This window comes from Streptomyces sp. WAC 06738, assembly GCF_003945505.1.
GTDB lineage: Bacteria > Actinomycetota > Actinomycetes > Streptomycetales > Streptomycetaceae > Streptomyces.
The window spans coordinates 1,338,253-1,354,120 of the sequence record NZ_CP029618.1 but is presented as its reverse complement, the minus strand read 5'-3'; the positions used below and the strand labels follow the sequence as shown (position 1 = coordinate 1,354,120).

Sequence of the window (15,868 nt, the reverse complement as noted above, 5' to 3'; positions counted from 1 at the left end):
GAGCCCGCAGACGCTCCCGGGGAGGAGCACCATGGTCCGGTCCAGGCGCCTGGCCGCGGCGTGCGCGCTCGCCGCGGCGCTGTCGTTCGCCGCCGTTCCGAACGCCCGTACCGCGGACACGCCGCGCGTCGACCTCCGCGTCCTCGTCGTGGACGACGGCGGGGAGCCGGTCGCGGCGATCGCCGAGCACCTGGCGGCGATCGGCACGCCGGTCACGGCGGTGCGGCTGGGGGAGCGCGGGAGGCCGCGGATCGACGCGGAGTTCCTCGCCGGCACGGAGGAGGGGCGCCCGCGGGCGCGGTACCAGGCGGTGGTGGTACCGGGCGGAGGCGGCGCGCGGGAGCCGGGCGGCGGCGTTGCCGGTGCCGTTGCCGCCGTTCCCGCCGTTGCCGCGGGCGGCCGTGGGCCCGCAGGCGCCGCAGCCCCCGTTCCCGGCGGCGCCCGCGCACCGGCCCTCGGCCGCGCCGAGACCGCCGCCCTCGCCGCGTACGAGCGGCGCTTCGGCATCCGCCAGGTCGACGCCCACGCCGCCGCAGGACCGCACTCCGCCCTCGGCGCACCCGCGTGGTCCGGCCGGCTCGACGGCCGCACGGCCCGCGTCACCCCCGCCGGGCGGGCGGGTCCCTTCAGGTATCTCGCGGGTCCCGTGCCGTTCGCGGACCTCGATCCGCGGGCGGCCGAGACGTACGGCCGGCTCGTGCGGCCGGGCCCGGACTTCACGCCGTACGTGGACACCGCCGTGCCCGGGAAGCCGCGCGCACGCGGCGCGCTCGTCGGCGAGTACGCCGACGACGGTCGGCGCCGGCTCCTCGTCACGTTCGGCGCCCCCGGCGACCGGCTCGCCTACCGGCTGCTCGCCCGCGGCATCGTCGACTGGGCCACCGGCGGCGTGCATCTGGGCGCCGCCCGCTACGGGTTCGCCGTCCAGGTCGACGGCGTCCTCGACCGCGACGCCCGCTGGGACCCCGACGGCGACTGCACCTCCGGCACCCCCGGCTGCGCCGGCCTGCCGCCGATCCGGATGAACCGCGGCGACGCCGCGTACGCCCGCGACTGGTCCGCCCGCCGGGACTTCACCCTCGACCTCGTCTACAGCGGCGGCGCCGCCGAGCGCCACCGCCGGGCGCACGGCGGCGCCGACGCGCTGGCCGACCGGCTGATCACCGACCGCGAGGCGTTCCGGTGGATCAACGGCACGTACGATCGCGCGCCGCTCGGCTGCGTCCGCGGGCGCGGCGGCGACGCGGCGCGCTGCGCGCGGGACGCGGCGGGCGAGGTGCGGTGGACGCCGGAGCGGCGCATCGCGCTGCAGATCGAGGAGAACGTCCGCTGGGGGTGGGCACGGAACCTGCTCGTGCGCAGGGACGAGCTGGTCACCGCGGGACACACCGGACTCGCCGTCCCGCCGGGGCAGCCGCTCGACAACCCGGGCCTCGCGCCCGCCCTGGGCACGACGGGCGTCCGCTGGCTGGCCGCCGACCGGGCCCGGGACCCGCTCTCGCGGCGGGTGGGGACGGCGTCGACGGTGCCGCGGTACGGGCTGGGGCTGTTCGCGGGGGCGGGGACGGAGCGGGAGCAGATCGACGCGTACGCGTACCGGTTCGGGGAGGGGAGCCGGGGCGGGGGCGGCGATCCGGCGGGCGGCTACCGCTCGTATCTCGTCCCCCTCGCCGCCCGCGCCGCCCTCGGCCACGTCCTCGCCGCCGACCCCGCCCCGCACTACCTCCACCAGTCGAACCTCGCCGAGGACCGCATCGCGTACCCCCTCCTCGACCGCGTACTCGCCGACTACCGCCGCCTGTTCACCCCCGGCACCCCGCTCGACAACCCCCGCCCCCGGGCCATCGCCCGCGACCTCCAGCGGCGCGCCGTCTGGGCGGAGGCGGTACGGAACGGGAAGGTCACCGCGTACCGCGTCGGCGGCACCGTGACGGTGCGGGCACCGGCCGGCGTCGAGGTGCCCGTCACCGCCCCGCCCGGCACCCGTCAGCGGTTCAGCCGCGGCGACGCCGAGGTGGGCCGTCCGTACGCCGGGCGGGCCGCCGGCTGGACGCGCGCCGATCCCGTCCGCGAACGGGTCGTCCTCCGGCTGCCGTGAGCGCACCGCGGGCGGCCGGGCCTCAACTCAGCGCCCTGGCCAGCGCCTCGGCGAACCGGTCCGTCGTCCGCCGGTCCCGCACCGCGAGCCGCAGCCAGCCGGGGCCGAGGCCGGGGAAGGTGTCGCCGCGGCGTACGGCGAAGCCGAGTCCGCGCAGCCGGTCGCGTACGGCGAGACCGGCGGCGGCGCCGTCCGCGCCCGCCACATGGACCAGCACGAACGGCGCCGCCGCCGTCCCCGCGGTCGTGACCTCCGCGAACTCCCCGAGCCTGGCCAGCAGATACGCCCGGTCCGCGCCGACCGCCCGCGCCGCCGCCTCCGCCTCCGCGAGCGCCCGCGGCGCGCACACCTCCTCCGCGGCGATCAGGGCGGGTGTCGACACCGGCCACAGCGGCTGGGCCCGCGCCAGCGCGGCGACCGTTGCGGGGTCGCCGAGGACGTAGCCGACGCGCAGGCCCGCGAGCCCCCAGGTCTTCGTCAGGCTGCGGAGGACGACCAGGCCGGGGACGTCGGTGCGCCCGGCCAGCGACTCGCGCTCGCCCGGCACCGCGTCCATGAACGCCTCGTCCACGACGAGGACGCGCCCCGGCCGGGCCAGCGCGGCGAGGGCGGCGGCGGGGTGGAGGACGGACGTCGGATTGGTGGGGTTGCCGACGACGACGAGATCGGCGTCCTCCGGCACCGCCCGCGGCGGCAGCCCGAAGCCGTCCTCCGCGCGCAGCAGCACCCGGTCCACGGCGTACCCCGCGTCCCGCAGCGCCGCCTCCGGCTCCGTGAACTGCGGGTGCACGACCACCGCCCGGCGCACCGCGGGCCGCAGCGCCCTGGCCAGCAGCACGAACGCCTCCGCCGCGCCCGCGGTGAGCAGCACCCGGTCGGCCGGCACCCCGTGGCGGGCGGCGACGGCGGCGCGGGCGGCGCGGCCGTCGGGGTAGGCGGCGAGCCGGTCGAGGGAGGCGGCGAGGCGTTCCTTCAGCCAGGCGGGAGGCGTGCCGGCGCGGACGTTGACGGCGAGGTCGGTGAGGCCGGGGGCGGCGTCGCGGAGTTCGGCGTCGCCGTGGTGGCGGAGGTCGTGCGGGACGGACGGTGGGGAGGGCTCAGTGCGCATGGGCGTGGTCGCCGTGGTGGTGACCCGGGCCGGGGGCGTGGGTGTGGCCGTGCCCGGGTCCGTGGTCGTGGGCCGTGCCGTCTTCGCCCGGGTGGAAGTGGGGTTGCTGCGGGGCGCCGACCTTGGCCTCGTAGCCGGGGAGGGCGACGCGGTAGACGCAGGAGTCGCAGTTCATGCGCAGGTCCCCGGCGACGGCCTCCTCGTACCGCTCCGTCACCAGCTCCACCAGCTCCTCCTCCGGGCCGATGACGTCCGCCGTGCGCACGACGACCCCGGGGTGCGCCGCCGCCCACTGCCGCGCCTGGTGGGCGACGCGTCCGGGGAGGACCCCGGTGAAGAGGAAGTAGGGGAGCACGACGACGTGTTCCGCGCCCAGCCGGCGGCAGCGCTCCAGCCCGGCGGTCACGTCCGGCGCGGCGAGCGACACGAACGCCGTCTCCACGCCCGCGTACCCGCGGCCCTCCCAGAGCAGCCGGGCGGCCTTGTGGACCTCGGCGTTGGCGTCGGGGTCGGTGGAGCCGCGGCCGACGAGGAGGACGGTGGTGCGGGCCCGTTCGGTGCTCTGGGCCTCCGCCACCCGGCGCGCCAGGACGGCGAGGAGCTTCGGGTGCGGGCCGAGGGGGCGGCCGTAGGCGTACGAGAGGCCCGGGTGGCGCTCCTTCTCGCGGGCGAGGGCGGCGGGGATGTCGCCCTTGGCGTGCCCGGCGGAGACGAGCATCAGGGGCACGGCGGCGAAGTGCCGTACGCCGCGCGCCACGAGCTGTGCGACTGCCTCGCCCAGCGGCGGCGGTGACAGCTCGATGAACCCTCCGGCGACGGGCAGCCCGGGGTGGCGCTCGGCGAGCACGCGCACGAACGCGCGGAACGCCTCGGCACCGGCGGCGTCCCGGGTGCCGTGACCGGCGATGAGCAGGGCGGGCTTGGTCACTTGCGTCTCCTCGGTGGTACGGGACCCGGCGGGGCCGGGCGTGGTGGCGCTGGGGGAGGGGAGGGGCGGCTACGGGCCGGTGCTGAGCGGGGGCGCGGCGGATCCTGCGGGCGGCGGGTTCCGGCCGGCGGCCGGGCTCGGGGGCTCGGCGGCCGTGCCCGTGCGGTACGCGGATGCCGGGGGCGGCGTGTAGAGGAGGGCGTTCAGGGCGGCGGCGGCCACCGCGGAACCGCCCTTCTCCGAGAGGTTGCTGATCGCCGGCAGCCCCGTGGCCCGTAGCGCCTCCTTGCTCTCCACCGCCCCCACGAACCCCACCGGCAGCCCGACGACCAGCGCCGGGCCCGCGCCCAGCGCGAGCAATTCCTCCAGCGCCGTCGGCGCACAGCCGACCACCCACACGGCGCCGTCGCCGACTTCCTCGTACGCCAGCCGCACCGCCGCCGCCGAGCGGGTCAGCCCGGGTGCGGCCACCGCCTCGCGCAGCCGGCAGACCGCCCTGCGGGCGGTGATGCCCGCCGCGACCATCTCGACGTCGGCCACGACCGGCGCGCCCGCGTGCAGCGCGGCGTGCGCGGCGCGCAGCGACGTCTCGTCGCACACCAGGTCGCCGGCGTAGGCGGGGTCGGCGGAGGAGTGGATGACCCGCTCGACCACCGCGCGGGTGAGCGGCGGCAGATGCGCGGTATCGACGCGGGCGCGCAGCCTGCGGTACGACTCCTCCTCGATGGGGTGGACGGTCCTCGTCACGGGCGCTCCTCGGGGGCCTCGTCGATGGCGTCGGCCGGGCAGACCTCCACGCACTCCAGACAGCCGGTGCACAGGTCGGCGCGGACGAACAGGGCGCCGCCGCGGGGGCGGATGGCGTGGGCGGGGCAGGTGAGGAGGCAGGCGCCGCAGCCGGTGCAGCGGTCGCTGACGGTGAGGGTGAGGGCCGGAACTCCCGCCGGGCGGGGTTCGGGGAGGCTGCCGGCCGCTCGGGCGGCGGTGTGTTCCGCGGCGGTCGGGGGCGCGCCCGTGCGCGTACAGGCGTTCACGTCTGCCACCGGTAGCCGCGCGGCGTCACCATCCGGCCCGCGATCTCACGGGTCGCCGAGTTGCCGACCGTCACCACGGTCATCATGTCGACACTCTCCGGGTCGAGTTCGGCGAGCGTCGTCAGCAGCACGTGCTCGCCGGGGCGGGAGGCGTTCCGTACGACGCCCACGGGCGTCCCCGGCTCACGGTGCTTCGCCAGCAGCGCCAGCGCCTCCGGGAGCTGGCGGCGGCGCGCGCGGCTGCGCGGGTTGTAGAACGTGACCACGAGGTCCGCTTCCGCCGCCGCCCGCACCCGGCGCTCGATGACCTCCCACGGAGTGTGCAGGTCGGACAGGCTGACGGAGACGTGGTCGTGCCCCAGCGGCGCGCCCAGCAGCGCCGCCGCGGCCAGTGCCGCCGTCACGCCGGGCACGCCGGCGACGTCGATGTCCGCGCCCGCCTCCGCCAGTGCGGGCGAGGCCATCGCGTACACCCCCGCGTCGCCGCTGCCGACCAGCGCGACCGCGTGCCCGGCGCGGGCCTCGGCGACGGCGGTACGGGCCCGCTCCTCCTCGGCGCCCAGCCCCGATGCGAGGACCCGGGTGCCGGGCCTGAGCAGGTCGCGGATCTGCGCGAGGTACTGGTCCAGGCCGACGACCACCGACGCCCGGCGCAGCTCGGTGCGGGCCCGCGGCGTCAGCAGGTCGCGGGCGCCGGGGCCGAGGCCGACGACCGCGAGCCGCCCGCGGGGGCGGCGGCGGGCGACGGCGCAGGTGGCCATGGCGGGGCGGTCCGCGGGGGCGGACTTCCGTTTGCGTACGAGGAGTTCGGCGCCGGGGCCCGCGGCGGTGAGCGCCGCGGCCTCCGCGACGCTGGGCGTGCCGACCGCGGCGAGGGGCGCGGCGGACGGCGTGGGCACGTCGACGGCGGCCAGCTCGGCGGCGGGGAAGGTGCGCAGCGGCACCCCGAGGCGGTCGGCGGCGGCGAGCAGGCCCGGTTCTCCGGCCTTGGCGTCGACGGTGGCGAGCGCCGCCACGGACCGCGGGCTCAGCCCGGCCCCGTCGAGGGCGTCCTGGACGAGGCCCAGCACCTCGTCGGCCCCGGCGCCGCGGCTGGCGCCCACGCCGACGACGAGGGACGGCGGGCGCAGCACCGCCTCGCGGGCGGCGAGGGGAAGGCGGCGGTCGGTGACGTAGAGGCGGACGTCGGTGGCCACGCCGCGTACCCCGACGTGCGGCGGCAGCGCGGGCAGCGGCCACGTCGCGTCGGCCCGCAGCGCGACGGGAGCGCCGTCCAGCACCGCGCGCGTCACGGCGGCGACCGCGCCTTCGACGGGCCAGCCGACGGAGTCGAGCCCGGGGATGCCGGCGGCATCGGTGGCGGTGGTCACGACCGGCGTGCACCCGTCGCCGAGCAGGTCGGCGACTTCGGCGGCCAGGTCGTTGGCGCCGCCGCCGTGGCCGCCGAGGAGCGCGACGGCGAAGCGGCCTGCCTCGTCGACGCAGACCACGCCGGGGTCGGCGGCCTTCCCGCGGAGCAGGGGGGCGAGGAGGCGGACGGCGGCGCCGGTGGCGAGAAAGCAGACGAGCTGGTCGCAGTCGGCGAAGGCGCGCGCGACGGCGGCACGGACCGGGCCCTCGTCGTAGCGGCGGGTCCGGCCGGGCCAGGCGTCGGCCAGCCGCTGCGCGGCGGCGGAGCCGGCGGCGGTGACGGCGACGAGGCCGATCACGGGGCGGTCCGGTGGTGCGGGGCGGTCACGGGTTCTCCAGAGGAGTCGCGGGTGGTGGTGTGTCATGTGCGGGCGAGGGGGCGTCCGGCGGCCGTCCGCTCGCCGGCTCCGGCCGTGCTTCCGCGGGCACGTCCCGGCGGCCCCACAGGACGAACACCGGGTTGGTCGCCGCGAGTCGCGTGACCTCGCCGGGCAGCGGCGCGAGCCGTGAGGAGTGCAGCAGTACGCCGTCCACCGCGAACCCGGCGGCCGTCAGCGCGGCGCGTACCCCCGGCACCCGGTCGACGGCGGCCAGCGTCACGACCACCGCCCGCCGCGCCCGCCGGGCACACGCCGCGACGACCTCCGCCACGTCGCCGCCCCCGCCGCCGACGAACACCGCGTCGGGGTCGGGGAGTCCGGCCAGCGCGGCGGGGGCCGTACCGTGCACGGCCCGTACGTCGACGCCGTGCGCCGCCGCGTTGGCGCGGATCCGTACGACGCCCTCGGCGTCCCGCTCCACGGCGACGACGGCGGCCCCGAACCGCGCGCACTCCACCGCGACGGACCCGGACCCGGCGCCCACGTCCCACACCAGGTCGCCGAGGCGGGGCGCGAGGCGGGCGAGGGCGAGGGCGCGGACCTCGTACTTGGTGACCATGCCGGCCCGGTGCGCGAAGTCCCCCTCGGGCAGCGCCCAGCCGTCGCCGGGGCGGCGGGCGAGGGGATACGGGCCGGGGCCCGCGAGGACGCGCTGCGCGGGGCGAGGGTGCGGCCGGGGCGCGGGTCGAGGCAGAGCACGACGCTGACGGCCCGCGGCGGCCAGGTGCGGGCGGCGGCGTCGGCGGGGTCGAGGTACACGATGTCCTCGCCGGCGGAGCCGAGTCCGGTGCCGACGACGAGAGTACGGGGCACGCCGGAGCCGGCGAGGGCGGCGCCGAGTTCGGCGGGACCGGCGCCGGGTCCGGTGAGGACGGCGGTCTTGGGGTGGGCGCGGCAGACGTTGACGGCGGTACGGAGGTCGCGCCCGTGGGCGCTGACGACGGCGGCGTCGTCCCAGGGAAGCCCGGCGCGGGCGAAGGCGAGGGCGAGGGAGGGGACGGTGGGGCGGATGTCGAGGAGACGGGGGCCGAAGCGCTCGGCGAGTACGCGGACGATCCCGAAGAACCCGGGGTCGCCGGAGGCGAGTACGACGACGCGGGCGGGGGGTTGGGTGGTTCTCCCCGCCCCCGCCCCTCCCCGGACCCCAGGGGCTCCGCCCCCGAGTCCCCCACCCGGGGCTCCGCCCCCGGGCCCTGCCTGGGGCTCCGCCCCGAACCCCACCCGGGGCTCCGCCCCGGATCCCGCCGGGGGCTGCGCCCCCTGACCCCCATGGGGCTCCGTCCCGGGCCTGAGCCGCGCCCGCGCCTCTGCCGCCTCTGCCTGGAGAGTCCCCCCGGAACACCCGCGGGGCTCCCGCTGTGCCGGGGCGGGCTCGTTCGCCGGGGTCCAGGCGTCTCGGCCCACGTACGCCGCGATCCGGTCCAGGGCCGGGCCCAGCGGGCCCAGCGTCACGCGTTCCGCGTCCCGCGGCAGTTCCGCCTCCGCCAGGTGCCGCGCCGCGCCCACCACCAGCGCCGCGTCCTCGATCCGCGCCGGAGGCGAACCCGTGCCGCAGCCTATGACCGTGATCACCGCAGCAGCTCCCCGTCGCTCCGCGCCACCAGCACCCGCCCCGTGAAGTCCACCATCGCCGCCTCCGCCGCGACCCTCCGCTCCGTGAAGCGCTCCAGCACCTCCGCCACCCGGCCGCACAACTCCCGTCCCGCCGCCGGCAGCAGACCCGCCGCCTCCCACAACTCGTACGCGTGCCGCCCCGTGTTCGCGGCCCCCACCTCCGCCGCCAGGCTCTCTGGACCGCCCGCCGCCCGCGTGATCTCCGCCAGCACCCCCGGGTCCACCTTCGAGCGCGTGTAGTGCGTCATCAGCACCCCCGCCGCCAGCTTCGTCAGCTTCCCGACCATGCCGACGAACACCACCCGCTCCACCCCCTGCGCCACCGCCCGCCGCAGCGCCGCCCCCGTGAAGTCCCCCACCTCCACGAAGCACACCGCGGGCAGCCCCGGCAGCAGTTCCCTCGCCCCCCGCTCCGTCCGGCCTCCCGTGCACAGCACCACCGCCGTCTCGCCCTGCGCCGCCGCCACCGACACCGCCTGCTCGACGCTCGCCCGCCACGACGCCGTCGAGAACGGCCGCACGATGCCCGTCGTCCCGAGGATGGAGATGCCGCCCAGGATCCCCAGCCGGGCGTTCGTCGTCTTCCGCGCCCGCCGCTCGCCGTCCGGCACGCTGATCGTCACGTCCAGACCGCGCCGCCCCAGGTCCACGACCTCCGCCACCGCCTGCGTGATCATCCGCCGCGGCACGGGGTTGATCGCCGGGCCGCCCAGCTCCAGGCCGAGACCCGGTTTCGTCACCACTCCCACCCCCACGCCGCCGTGCAGTCCGAGACCGGGCCGCGCCCGCCAACTGACCGTCGCCGTCAGGTGCGAGCCGTGCGTGACGTCCGGGTCGTCGCCCGCGTCCTTCACCACCACCGCCTCCGTACGCCCCGGCCGCAGCTCCACCGCCCGCTCCACCGCGAACGTCACCCGCCGCCCCGACGGCAGCGCCACCTCCACCCACTTCCGCGCCTCGCCGGTCGCCAGCAGCAGCGCCGCGGCGCGGGCGGCGGCCGACGCACAGGTGCCCGTGGTCCAACCCGTACGCAACGCCTTCTGCCGCACCTTGGCCGTACGCGGCAGGTCGGGTTCACGGAGGCCGGGACCCGGCTGACCGGGCACCCGCGGCGCCGGTTCCGGCACGTTCGCTTCCCGCGCGTGCCGTTCCCGCGCGTCTCGTTCCCGCATGTTCCGTTCCCGTGCCTCCCCGGTCATCCGCACCCCTCCTCTCCGCCGACCCGAACCGACCCGGACACCGCCCTACGCCCCGCCCTCGCGCAGCGCCCTCCGCGCCTCCGGCTCCGCGCGGCGGAAGCCGTGGAAGTGCCCCGGGTGGTACAGGTGCGACCGTGTGCCCGCCGCCCCCAGCGCCGGGCCGACCAGGAAGAGCGTGTGCTTCCACAGCCGGTGCTCCTTCACCGCCGCCGCCAGCGTGCCGACCGTGCAGCGCACCACCAGTTCGTCCGGCCACGTCACCCGGTACGCCACCACCACCGGCGTCTGCGCCGCGTACCCGCCCGCCAGCAGCTCTTCCGCCAGCCGCCCGGAGCGCGCCGCCGACAGGAACACCGCCATCGTCGTGCCGTGCCGGGCGAACTCCCGTATCTCCTCGCCGCCCGGCATGGGCGTCTTCCCGCCGCCCAGCCGCGTGAGGATCACCGTCTGCGCCACCTCCGGGACCGTCAGCTCCCGTCCCGCCGCGGCCGCCGCCGCCGAGAACGACGACACCCCCGGCACGATCTCCACCTGGAGGCCCAGCGCCGCGCACCGCTCGACCTGCTCCTGCGTGCCGCCCCACAGCGCCGGGTCGCCGGAGTGGACCCGCGCCACCCGCAGCCCCGCGCGGGCCGCCCGGGCGTAGACCGCGACGACCTCCTCCAGCGGCACCGCGGCGGAGTCGACGATCTCCGCGTCCGCGCGGGCGTGTTGCAGGACGTCCTCGTGGACGAGGCTCGCCGCCCAGATCACGACGTCCGCCTCCGCGATGGCGCGCGCGGCCCGGAACGTCAGCAGATCCGCCGCCCCCGGCCCGGCTCCGACGAACGTCACCCTGCCGGTGGCGGGCGGCAGTTTCGCCGGGTCCGGTTCCGGCTGCGGGGCCGGGCTCCCCGTCGCGTACGGGCGCCGGCCCGGCATCCCCTTCCCGCTCACAGCTTCTCGCCCCGCCCCGCCCGCCGCGCCGGCGCGATCAGCGTCGACAGATACGGCAGCGGCTCCGCCCCCAGCTCCGCCGCCGGCCGCACCGACTCCTCCGCCAGACCCAGCGACGATCCCCACACTGCCCCCTCCATCCGGCCCGTCTCCGCGAGCGCCCCCGCCACCTCGCCCGCCAGCCGGCCGAACTTGTACGCCACGACCGTTCCCGGCCCCCGCAGCGCCTCCTTCAGCACCGCCGTGCCCGCCGTCACCGGCACCAGCGTCAGCGGCTCCGTGCCCTCCGCGAGCACCGCGCCGCCGCGGGCCGCGAGGTCCTGCATCGCGGTGATGCCGGGCACGCTCTCGATCCGTACGCCGGGGAGCAGGGCGGTGACGGTCGCGGCGAGGTACGTGAACGTGGAGTAGACGTTGGGGTCGCCGAGCGTGGCGAACGCCACCGAGCGGTGCGCGCGCAGCAGTTCCGCGACCCGGGCGCCCGCCGCGTCCCACGCCGCCTCGCGGCGCGCGGCGTCGCTGCGCTCGTTGAGCGCGAAGACGACGCGCACGACCTTCGCCTCGTCGACGTAGTGCAGGACCGTCGCCTCCGCGCGGCCCGTGCCGCCGCCCTCCATCACGGGGACGACGACCACCGCCGCCGTCCGCAGCGCGCCCGCGCCCTTCACCGTGACCAGTTCGGGGTCGCCGGGGCCCACCCCGACGCCGACGAGTCGCATGCTCATGCCGTTTCACACCCTTCGACGAGCCGGCGCGCCATGGCGGGGGCGGCGGCCCAGTGCACGTGCAGGTACGAGGCGTGGACGCCGCCCCGTACGAATCCTTCGACGCGCCGGACCGGCTGCGTCATCCCCCATGCGGGCGTCTCGCCCGCGGGCGGGTCGAGGGCGGTGCGGTGGAACTCGTGGCCGCGTACCCGGGTGCCGGCGGCGGCGAGCGCGCTGTCGGCGACGGCGACGGCGTCGCGGTAGCCGAGGGTGAGGAGGTCGCTCATACGGGCCCGTGCGTCCAGCACGCCGCACATGGGGGCGCCGTCGAGGTCGCGGGCCAGGTAGACCAGGCCCGCGCACTCGGCCGCCACCGGCGCGCCGCCGGCGGCGAGCCGGGCGACGTCGCGGCGCAGCGGCTCGTTGGCGGCCAGCTCGGCGCCGTACACCTCGGGGAAGCCGCCGCCGATGACGAGGGCGCGGGTGCGGGGCGGCAGGGCCTCGTCGTGCAGGGGGTCGAAGGGGACGACGTCGGCGCCGGCGGCGGCGAGGAGTTCGGCGTGCTCGGCGTACGCGAAGGTGAACGCGGGCCCGGCCGCCATGGCGACCACCGGCCGTTCCGCGGGGCGGGGAGTGTTCCCCGGTCCCGCCCCTTCCCGGAACCGGGGGCCGGCCCCCAGGCCCCCGGCATCGCCCGCGTCCGCGGCGCGCGGGGCGCTTCGGGGGCTCCGCCCCCGGGCCCCCGCCGCGGCTCCGGTCTCGGGGTCGCCTCGCGTGCCGCGCGCACCCGGCGGCTCCGCGCCGGTCTCCCTCCGGGGGCTTCGCCCCCCGGCCCCCGCCGCGGCGCGAGTCTCGCTGTCGTCTCGCGTGCCGGGCCCTCCCCGCTGCCCCGCTGCCGCCACCGCGTCCGCAGCCGACCACGGGTCCGCCGGGAGCGGCGGGGCCGTGCGGGCCAGCCGCAGCAGCTCCGGTACGTCGCACGACTCGCGTACCCGCGCCGCCAGTGCGCGTACCGCCGCCACCGCCGCCGGGCGTCGTTCCGCCGCCGGGACCAGGCCCAGGTGCCGGGACGGTGCCGCCAGTTGCGGGTCGCGGCGCAGGGCGCCCAGGACCGGGACGCCCGCCGCGTCCAGGGACTCGCGGAGCAGCGACTCGTGGCGGTCGGAGGCGACCTTGTTGAGGACGACGCCCCCGATCCGTACCTCCGGATCCCAGGACGCGAAGCCGTGCACCAGCGCCGCCACCGACCGCGACTGCCCCGAGGCGTCGACCACCAGCACCACCGGCGCCCGCAGCAGCTTCGCCAGCTCCGCCGTCGAGCCGGACTCGCCGGCGCCGGAGGCGCCGTCGTACAGGCCCATCACGCCCTCCACGACGGCCACGTCCGCCCCCGCCGCGCCGTGCGCGAAGAGCGGGGCGATCAGGCCGGGACCGCACATGTGCGCGTCCAGGTTGCGGCCCGGGCGCCCGCCGCCCGGGGAGCCGGCGACGGCGAGCGCGTGGTAGCCCGGGTCGATGTAGTCGGGGCCCGCCTTGTGCGGCGAGACGGTCAGGCCGGCGGCGGCGAACGCCGCCATCAGGCCGGTCGCGACCGTCGTCTTGCCGCTGCCGGAGGCCGGTGCGGCGACGACGAGCCGGGGGATGCCGATCACGGAACTCTCACCATTCGATGCCCCGCTGGCCCTTCTGGCCCGCGTCCATGGGGTGTTTGACCTTGCCCATCTCGGTGACGAGATCGGCGAACTCCACCAGCGGCGCCGGCGCGTTGCGGCCCGTGACGACGACGTGCTGGCTGCCCGGCCGCTCCCGCAGCACCGCGATCACCTCGGCGGTGTCCACCCACCCCCAGTGCATCGGGTACGCGAACTCGTCGAGCACGTACAGCCGGTAGGTCTCCGCCGCCAGGTCCCGCTTGACCTGCTCCCAGCCCTCCCGGGCCCGCGCCTCGTTGTCCGGCTCGGCGTCTCCGCCGGGGCGCGCCGGCCGCTGGATCCACGACCAGCCCTCGCCCATCTTGTGCCACGCCACCGTGCCGCCCTCGCCGCTCGCGCCGAGGACCCGCAGCGCCCGCTCCTCGCCGACGCGCCACTTGGCGGACTTGACGAACTGGAACACCCCGATCGGCCACCCCTGGTTCCAGGCCCGCAGCGCCAGCCCGAAGGCGGCCGTGGACTTCCCCTTGCCCGGGCCCGTGTGCACCACGACCAGGGGGCGGTTGCGGCGCTGCCGCGTCGTCAGCCCGTCGTCCGGCACGGCATCCGGCCGTCCCTGCGGCATCAGGCCGCCCTCCTCGAACTCGCCGGTCCACGCCCGGTGCCGGGCCCTTCGCGTACGGCACGCGCGCGCCGGTCGTCCCGGGCCTCCCGTACGAGCCCGCTCACCGCCTCCGCCCGCAGCTCGCCCAGCGCCACCGCCGTGCCCCGCAGCTCGCGGGCCAGCTCGCCCGCGAGTCCCAGCCGCACAGGACCCGACTCGCAGTCGACGACTACCGAAGCGACCCCCTCGGCCGCCAGCAGGCGCGCCGCGCGCGCCGCCCGGCCGACCGGCTCGTCGCCGCCGGTCGCCCGGCCGTCCGTGACGACGACCAGCAGCGGGCGGCGCGCCGGGTCCCGCAGCCGCTCGACGCGCAGCGTCTCGCGGGCCCGCAGCAGCCCGGCGGCCAGCGGGGTGCGGCCGCCGGTGGGCAGCCGCTCCAGGCGGACCGCCGCGGCGTCCACCGACGAGGTGGGCGGCAGCGCCAGCTCCGCGTCCCGGCCGCGGAAGGTGACCAGGCCGACCTTGTCGCGGCGCTGGTACGCGTCCAGCAGCAGCGACAGCACCGCGCCCTTCACGGCGCCCATGCGCTGCCGCGCGCCCATCGATCCGGAGGCGTCGACGGCGAAGAGCACGAGATTCGCCTCGCGGCCCTCGCGGACCGCCTCGCGCAGGTCGTCGCGGCGGACGACGAGGCCGGGGCCGCGGCGGCCGCGGGCGTGCTGGTGCGGGGCGGCGGCCTGGACGGTGGCGGCGAGGTGCAGGGTGGCGAGACCGCCGCGGGGGCGGCGGGCGCCGGTGGTGCGGCCGTGGGCGGTACGGGCGCGGGAGCGGCGTCCCGCGGCGCCCTCCCCGACGCCGGGGACGTCGAGGCGGCGGGTGCGGAACGGCTCGGCGGGGGCGGCGGGTTGCTCCCCGGGCGGGGGTGGCGCGGTCCCGGGCGGGCGGGGCTCCGCGCCGGGCTCCTCCGCCGGACCACGGGTGGCGGCGGGGGCGGAGCCGGGGGGTTCGGGGGCGGCGTCCGTGCCGGAGGGGGCCTGCGGTGCGGGGTCTTCGGGGGCGCCGGGTTGCTCCTGCCGCGCGGCGTCCGGTCCGTGGGGTCCGTCCGGGCCATCCGGTCCGTCCGCGGCGCCGGGGGGCGCCCCGCCGCCGTCGCCGTCCGGCGGGTCCTCGCCGGTGCCGCCGTGCTCCCGCAGCGTGTCGTCCAGCTTCTCCTCGTCGAGGCCCGGCGCGTCGAACGGGTTGCGCCGCCGCCGGTGCGGCAGCGCCAGCAGCGCCGCCTGCCGTACGTCCTCCGCCGTCACCTCCGTACGTCCCGACCACGCCGCCAGAGCCGTCGCCGTACGGGCCATGACGATGTCCGCCCGCATCCCGTCCACCTCGAACGCCGCGCACGTCGCCGTGATCTGCCGCAGCGCCGCGTCGCCCAGCACCACCGCGGGCAGCAGCGCCCGCGCCGCCGCGATCCGCGCCCGCAGCGCGTCCTCCTCCGCCGCCCAGCGCACCGCGAAGCCGGCCGCGTCCGCGTCGTACGCCAGCCGCCGCCGCACCACGTCCGCCCGCTCCGCGGGCTCGCGCGACGCGGCGACCTCCACCGTCAGCCCGAACCGGTCCAGCAACTGCGGGCGCAGCTCGCCCTCCTCCGGGTTCATCGTGCCCACCAGCAGGAAGCGCGCCGCGTGCCGCACGGAGACGCCCTCGCGCTCCACGTAGTTGGCGCCCATGGCCGCGGCGTCCAGCAGCAGGTCGACGAGGTGGTCGTGGAGCAGGTTGACCTCGTCCACGTACAGCACGCCGCGGTGCGCCTCGGCCAGCAGCCCGGGCTCGAACGTCTTGCGGCCCTCGGCCAGCGCCCGTTCGATGTCGAGCGCCCCCGCGAGCCTGTCCTCGGACGCGCCCACGGGCAGCTCCACCATCCGGGCCGCCCGCACCCCGTGCGGGCGCGCGGCCTCGTGCGGCCCGTCGGGGCAGCCGGCGTCCGGCGCGGCCGGGTCGCAGGAGAAGCGGCAGCCGGGCACGACGGCGACCTCGGGGAGCAGGGCGGCGAGGGCTCGTACGGCGGTCGATTTGGCCGTCCCCTTCTCGCCGCGCACGAGCACCCCGCCGACCGCCGGGGACACCGCGTTGAGCAGCAGCGCGAGCCGGAGTTCTGCCATGCCGACGACGGCGGTGAACGGATAGTGCGGCGCACCGGTGTTCAT

General features: G+C 78.3%; 12 protein-coding genes and 1 pseudogene. 1 reads left to right on the top strand and 12 read right to left on the bottom strand.

What is annotated here, in order from left to right; translation table 11 throughout:
• The first annotated feature begins 31 nt into the window (after nucleotides 1-31).
• Entirely contained in the window at nucleotides 32-2,098 is a 2,067-nt protein-coding gene (locus tag DMB38_RS05620; RefSeq protein ID WP_240661993.1) for a hypothetical protein, read from the top strand.
• A 22-nt stretch (nucleotides 2,099-2,120) separates the two neighbouring features.
• Here the strand turns inward: DMB38_RS05620 and cobC are convergent, their stop codons facing one another.
• The 12 genes and pseudogenes from cobC to DMB38_RS05560 all read right to left on the bottom strand — a co-directional run bounded on the left by cobC (nucleotide 2,121) and on the right by DMB38_RS05560 (nucleotide 15,868).
• Nucleotides 2,121-3,206 carry an Rv2231c family pyridoxal phosphate-dependent protein CobC gene (gene cobC / locus DMB38_RS05615; RefSeq protein WP_125934207.1) on the bottom strand — a complete coding sequence of 362 codons (1,086 nt, stop codon included), beginning with the start codon at nucleotides 3,204-3,206 and terminating at the stop codon, nucleotides 2,121-2,123.
• The gene (locus DMB38_RS05610; RefSeq protein ID WP_125934206.1) at nucleotides 3,196-4,134 is read right to left on the bottom strand and encodes a sirohydrochlorin chelatase; all 939 of its coding nucleotides are present in this window, start codon (nucleotides 4,132-4,134) and stop codon (nucleotides 3,196-3,198) included. The genes cobC and DMB38_RS05610 overlap by 11 nt, the downstream gene beginning before the upstream one ends.
• Before the next feature lie 69 nt (nucleotides 4,135-4,203).
• Nucleotides 4,204-4,881 carry a precorrin-8X methylmutase gene (locus tag DMB38_RS05605; protein WP_125934205.1) on the bottom strand — a complete coding sequence of 226 codons (678 nt, stop codon included), beginning with the start codon at nucleotides 4,879-4,881 and terminating at the stop codon, nucleotides 4,204-4,206.
• The gene (locus DMB38_RS05600; RefSeq protein WP_125934204.1) at nucleotides 4,878-5,168 is read right to left on the bottom strand and encodes a 4Fe-4S binding protein; all 291 of its coding nucleotides are present in this window, start codon (nucleotides 5,166-5,168) and stop codon (nucleotides 4,878-4,880) included. Before DMB38_RS05600 ends, DMB38_RS05605 begins: the two co-directional genes overlap by 4 nt.
• Nucleotides 5,165-6,877 (bottom strand): precorrin-3B C(17)-methyltransferase, encoded by a 1,713-nt coding sequence (gene cobJ / locus DMB38_RS05595; RefSeq protein WP_125934203.1) that lies wholly within the window; start codon nucleotides 6,875-6,877, stop codon nucleotides 5,165-5,167. Before cobJ ends, DMB38_RS05600 begins: the two co-directional genes overlap by 4 nt.
• 25 nt (nucleotides 6,878-6,902) lie before the next feature.
• Nucleotides 6,903-8,179: pseudogene (cbiE, locus tag DMB38_RS05590) on the bottom strand (precorrin-6y C5,15-methyltransferase (decarboxylating) subunit CbiE).
• Between the two features lie 347 nt (nucleotides 8,180-8,526).
• Nucleotides 8,527-9,744, bottom strand: a complete 1,218-nt coding sequence (locus tag DMB38_RS05585; protein WP_240661992.1) for a cobalt-precorrin-5B (C(1))-methyltransferase — start codon at nucleotides 9,742-9,744, stop codon at nucleotides 8,527-8,529.
• A gap of 72 nt (nucleotides 9,745-9,816) precedes the next feature.
• A complete protein-coding gene (gene cobM / locus DMB38_RS05580; RefSeq protein WP_240661991.1) occupies nucleotides 9,817-10,707 on the bottom strand; it encodes a precorrin-4 C(11)-methyltransferase in 891 nt (296 codons plus the stop codon).
• Nucleotides 10,704-11,432: a precorrin-2 C(20)-methyltransferase gene (gene cobI, locus DMB38_RS05575; protein WP_125934202.1), complete on the bottom strand. Its 729-nt coding sequence runs from the start codon at nucleotides 11,430-11,432 to the stop codon at nucleotides 10,704-10,706. Before cobI ends, cobM begins: the two co-directional genes overlap by 4 nt.
• The gene (locus DMB38_RS05570) at nucleotides 11,429-13,066 is read right to left on the bottom strand and encodes a cobyrinate a,c-diamide synthase (protein WP_125934201.1); all 1,638 of its coding nucleotides are present in this window, start codon (nucleotides 13,064-13,066) and stop codon (nucleotides 11,429-11,431) included. Before DMB38_RS05570 ends, cobI begins: the two co-directional genes overlap by 4 nt.
• A gap of 7 nt (nucleotides 13,067-13,073) precedes the next feature.
• Nucleotides 13,074-13,691 carry a cob(I)yrinic acid a,c-diamide adenosyltransferase gene (cobO, locus tag DMB38_RS05565; protein WP_125934200.1) on the bottom strand — a complete coding sequence of 206 codons (618 nt, stop codon included), beginning with the start codon at nucleotides 13,689-13,691 and terminating at the stop codon, nucleotides 13,074-13,076.
• Nucleotides 13,691-15,868 carry a putative cobaltochelatase gene (locus DMB38_RS05560; RefSeq protein WP_125934199.1) on the bottom strand — a complete coding sequence of 726 codons (2,178 nt, stop codon included), beginning with the start codon at nucleotides 15,866-15,868 and terminating at the stop codon, nucleotides 13,691-13,693. The genes cobO and DMB38_RS05560 overlap by 1 nt, the downstream gene beginning before the upstream one ends.

Bases quoted from the DNA above. Each gene is read 5' to 3' on its own strand.
- DMB38_RS05620 (WP_240661993.1), top strand. From the start codon at position 32: ATGGTCCGGTCCAGGCGCCTGGCCGCGGCGTGCGCGCTCGCCGCGGCG.
- cobC (WP_125934207.1), bottom strand. From the start codon at position 3,206: ATGCGCACTGAGCCCTCCCCACCGTCCGTCCCGCACGACCTCCGCCAC.
- DMB38_RS05585 (WP_240661992.1), bottom strand. From the start codon at position 9,744: ATGCGGGAACGAGACGCGCGGGAACGGCACGCGCGGGAAGCGAACGTG.
- cobI (WP_125934202.1), bottom strand. From the start codon at position 11,432: ATGAGCATGCGACTCGTCGGCGTCGGGGTGGGCCCCGGCGACCCCGAA.
- cobO (WP_125934200.1), bottom strand. From the start codon at position 13,691: ATGCCGCAGGGACGGCCGGATGCCGTGCCGGACGACGGGCTGACGACG.
- DMB38_RS05560 (WP_125934199.1), bottom strand. From the start codon at position 15,868: ATGAACACCGGTGCGCCGCACTATCCGTTCACCGCCGTCGTCGGCATG.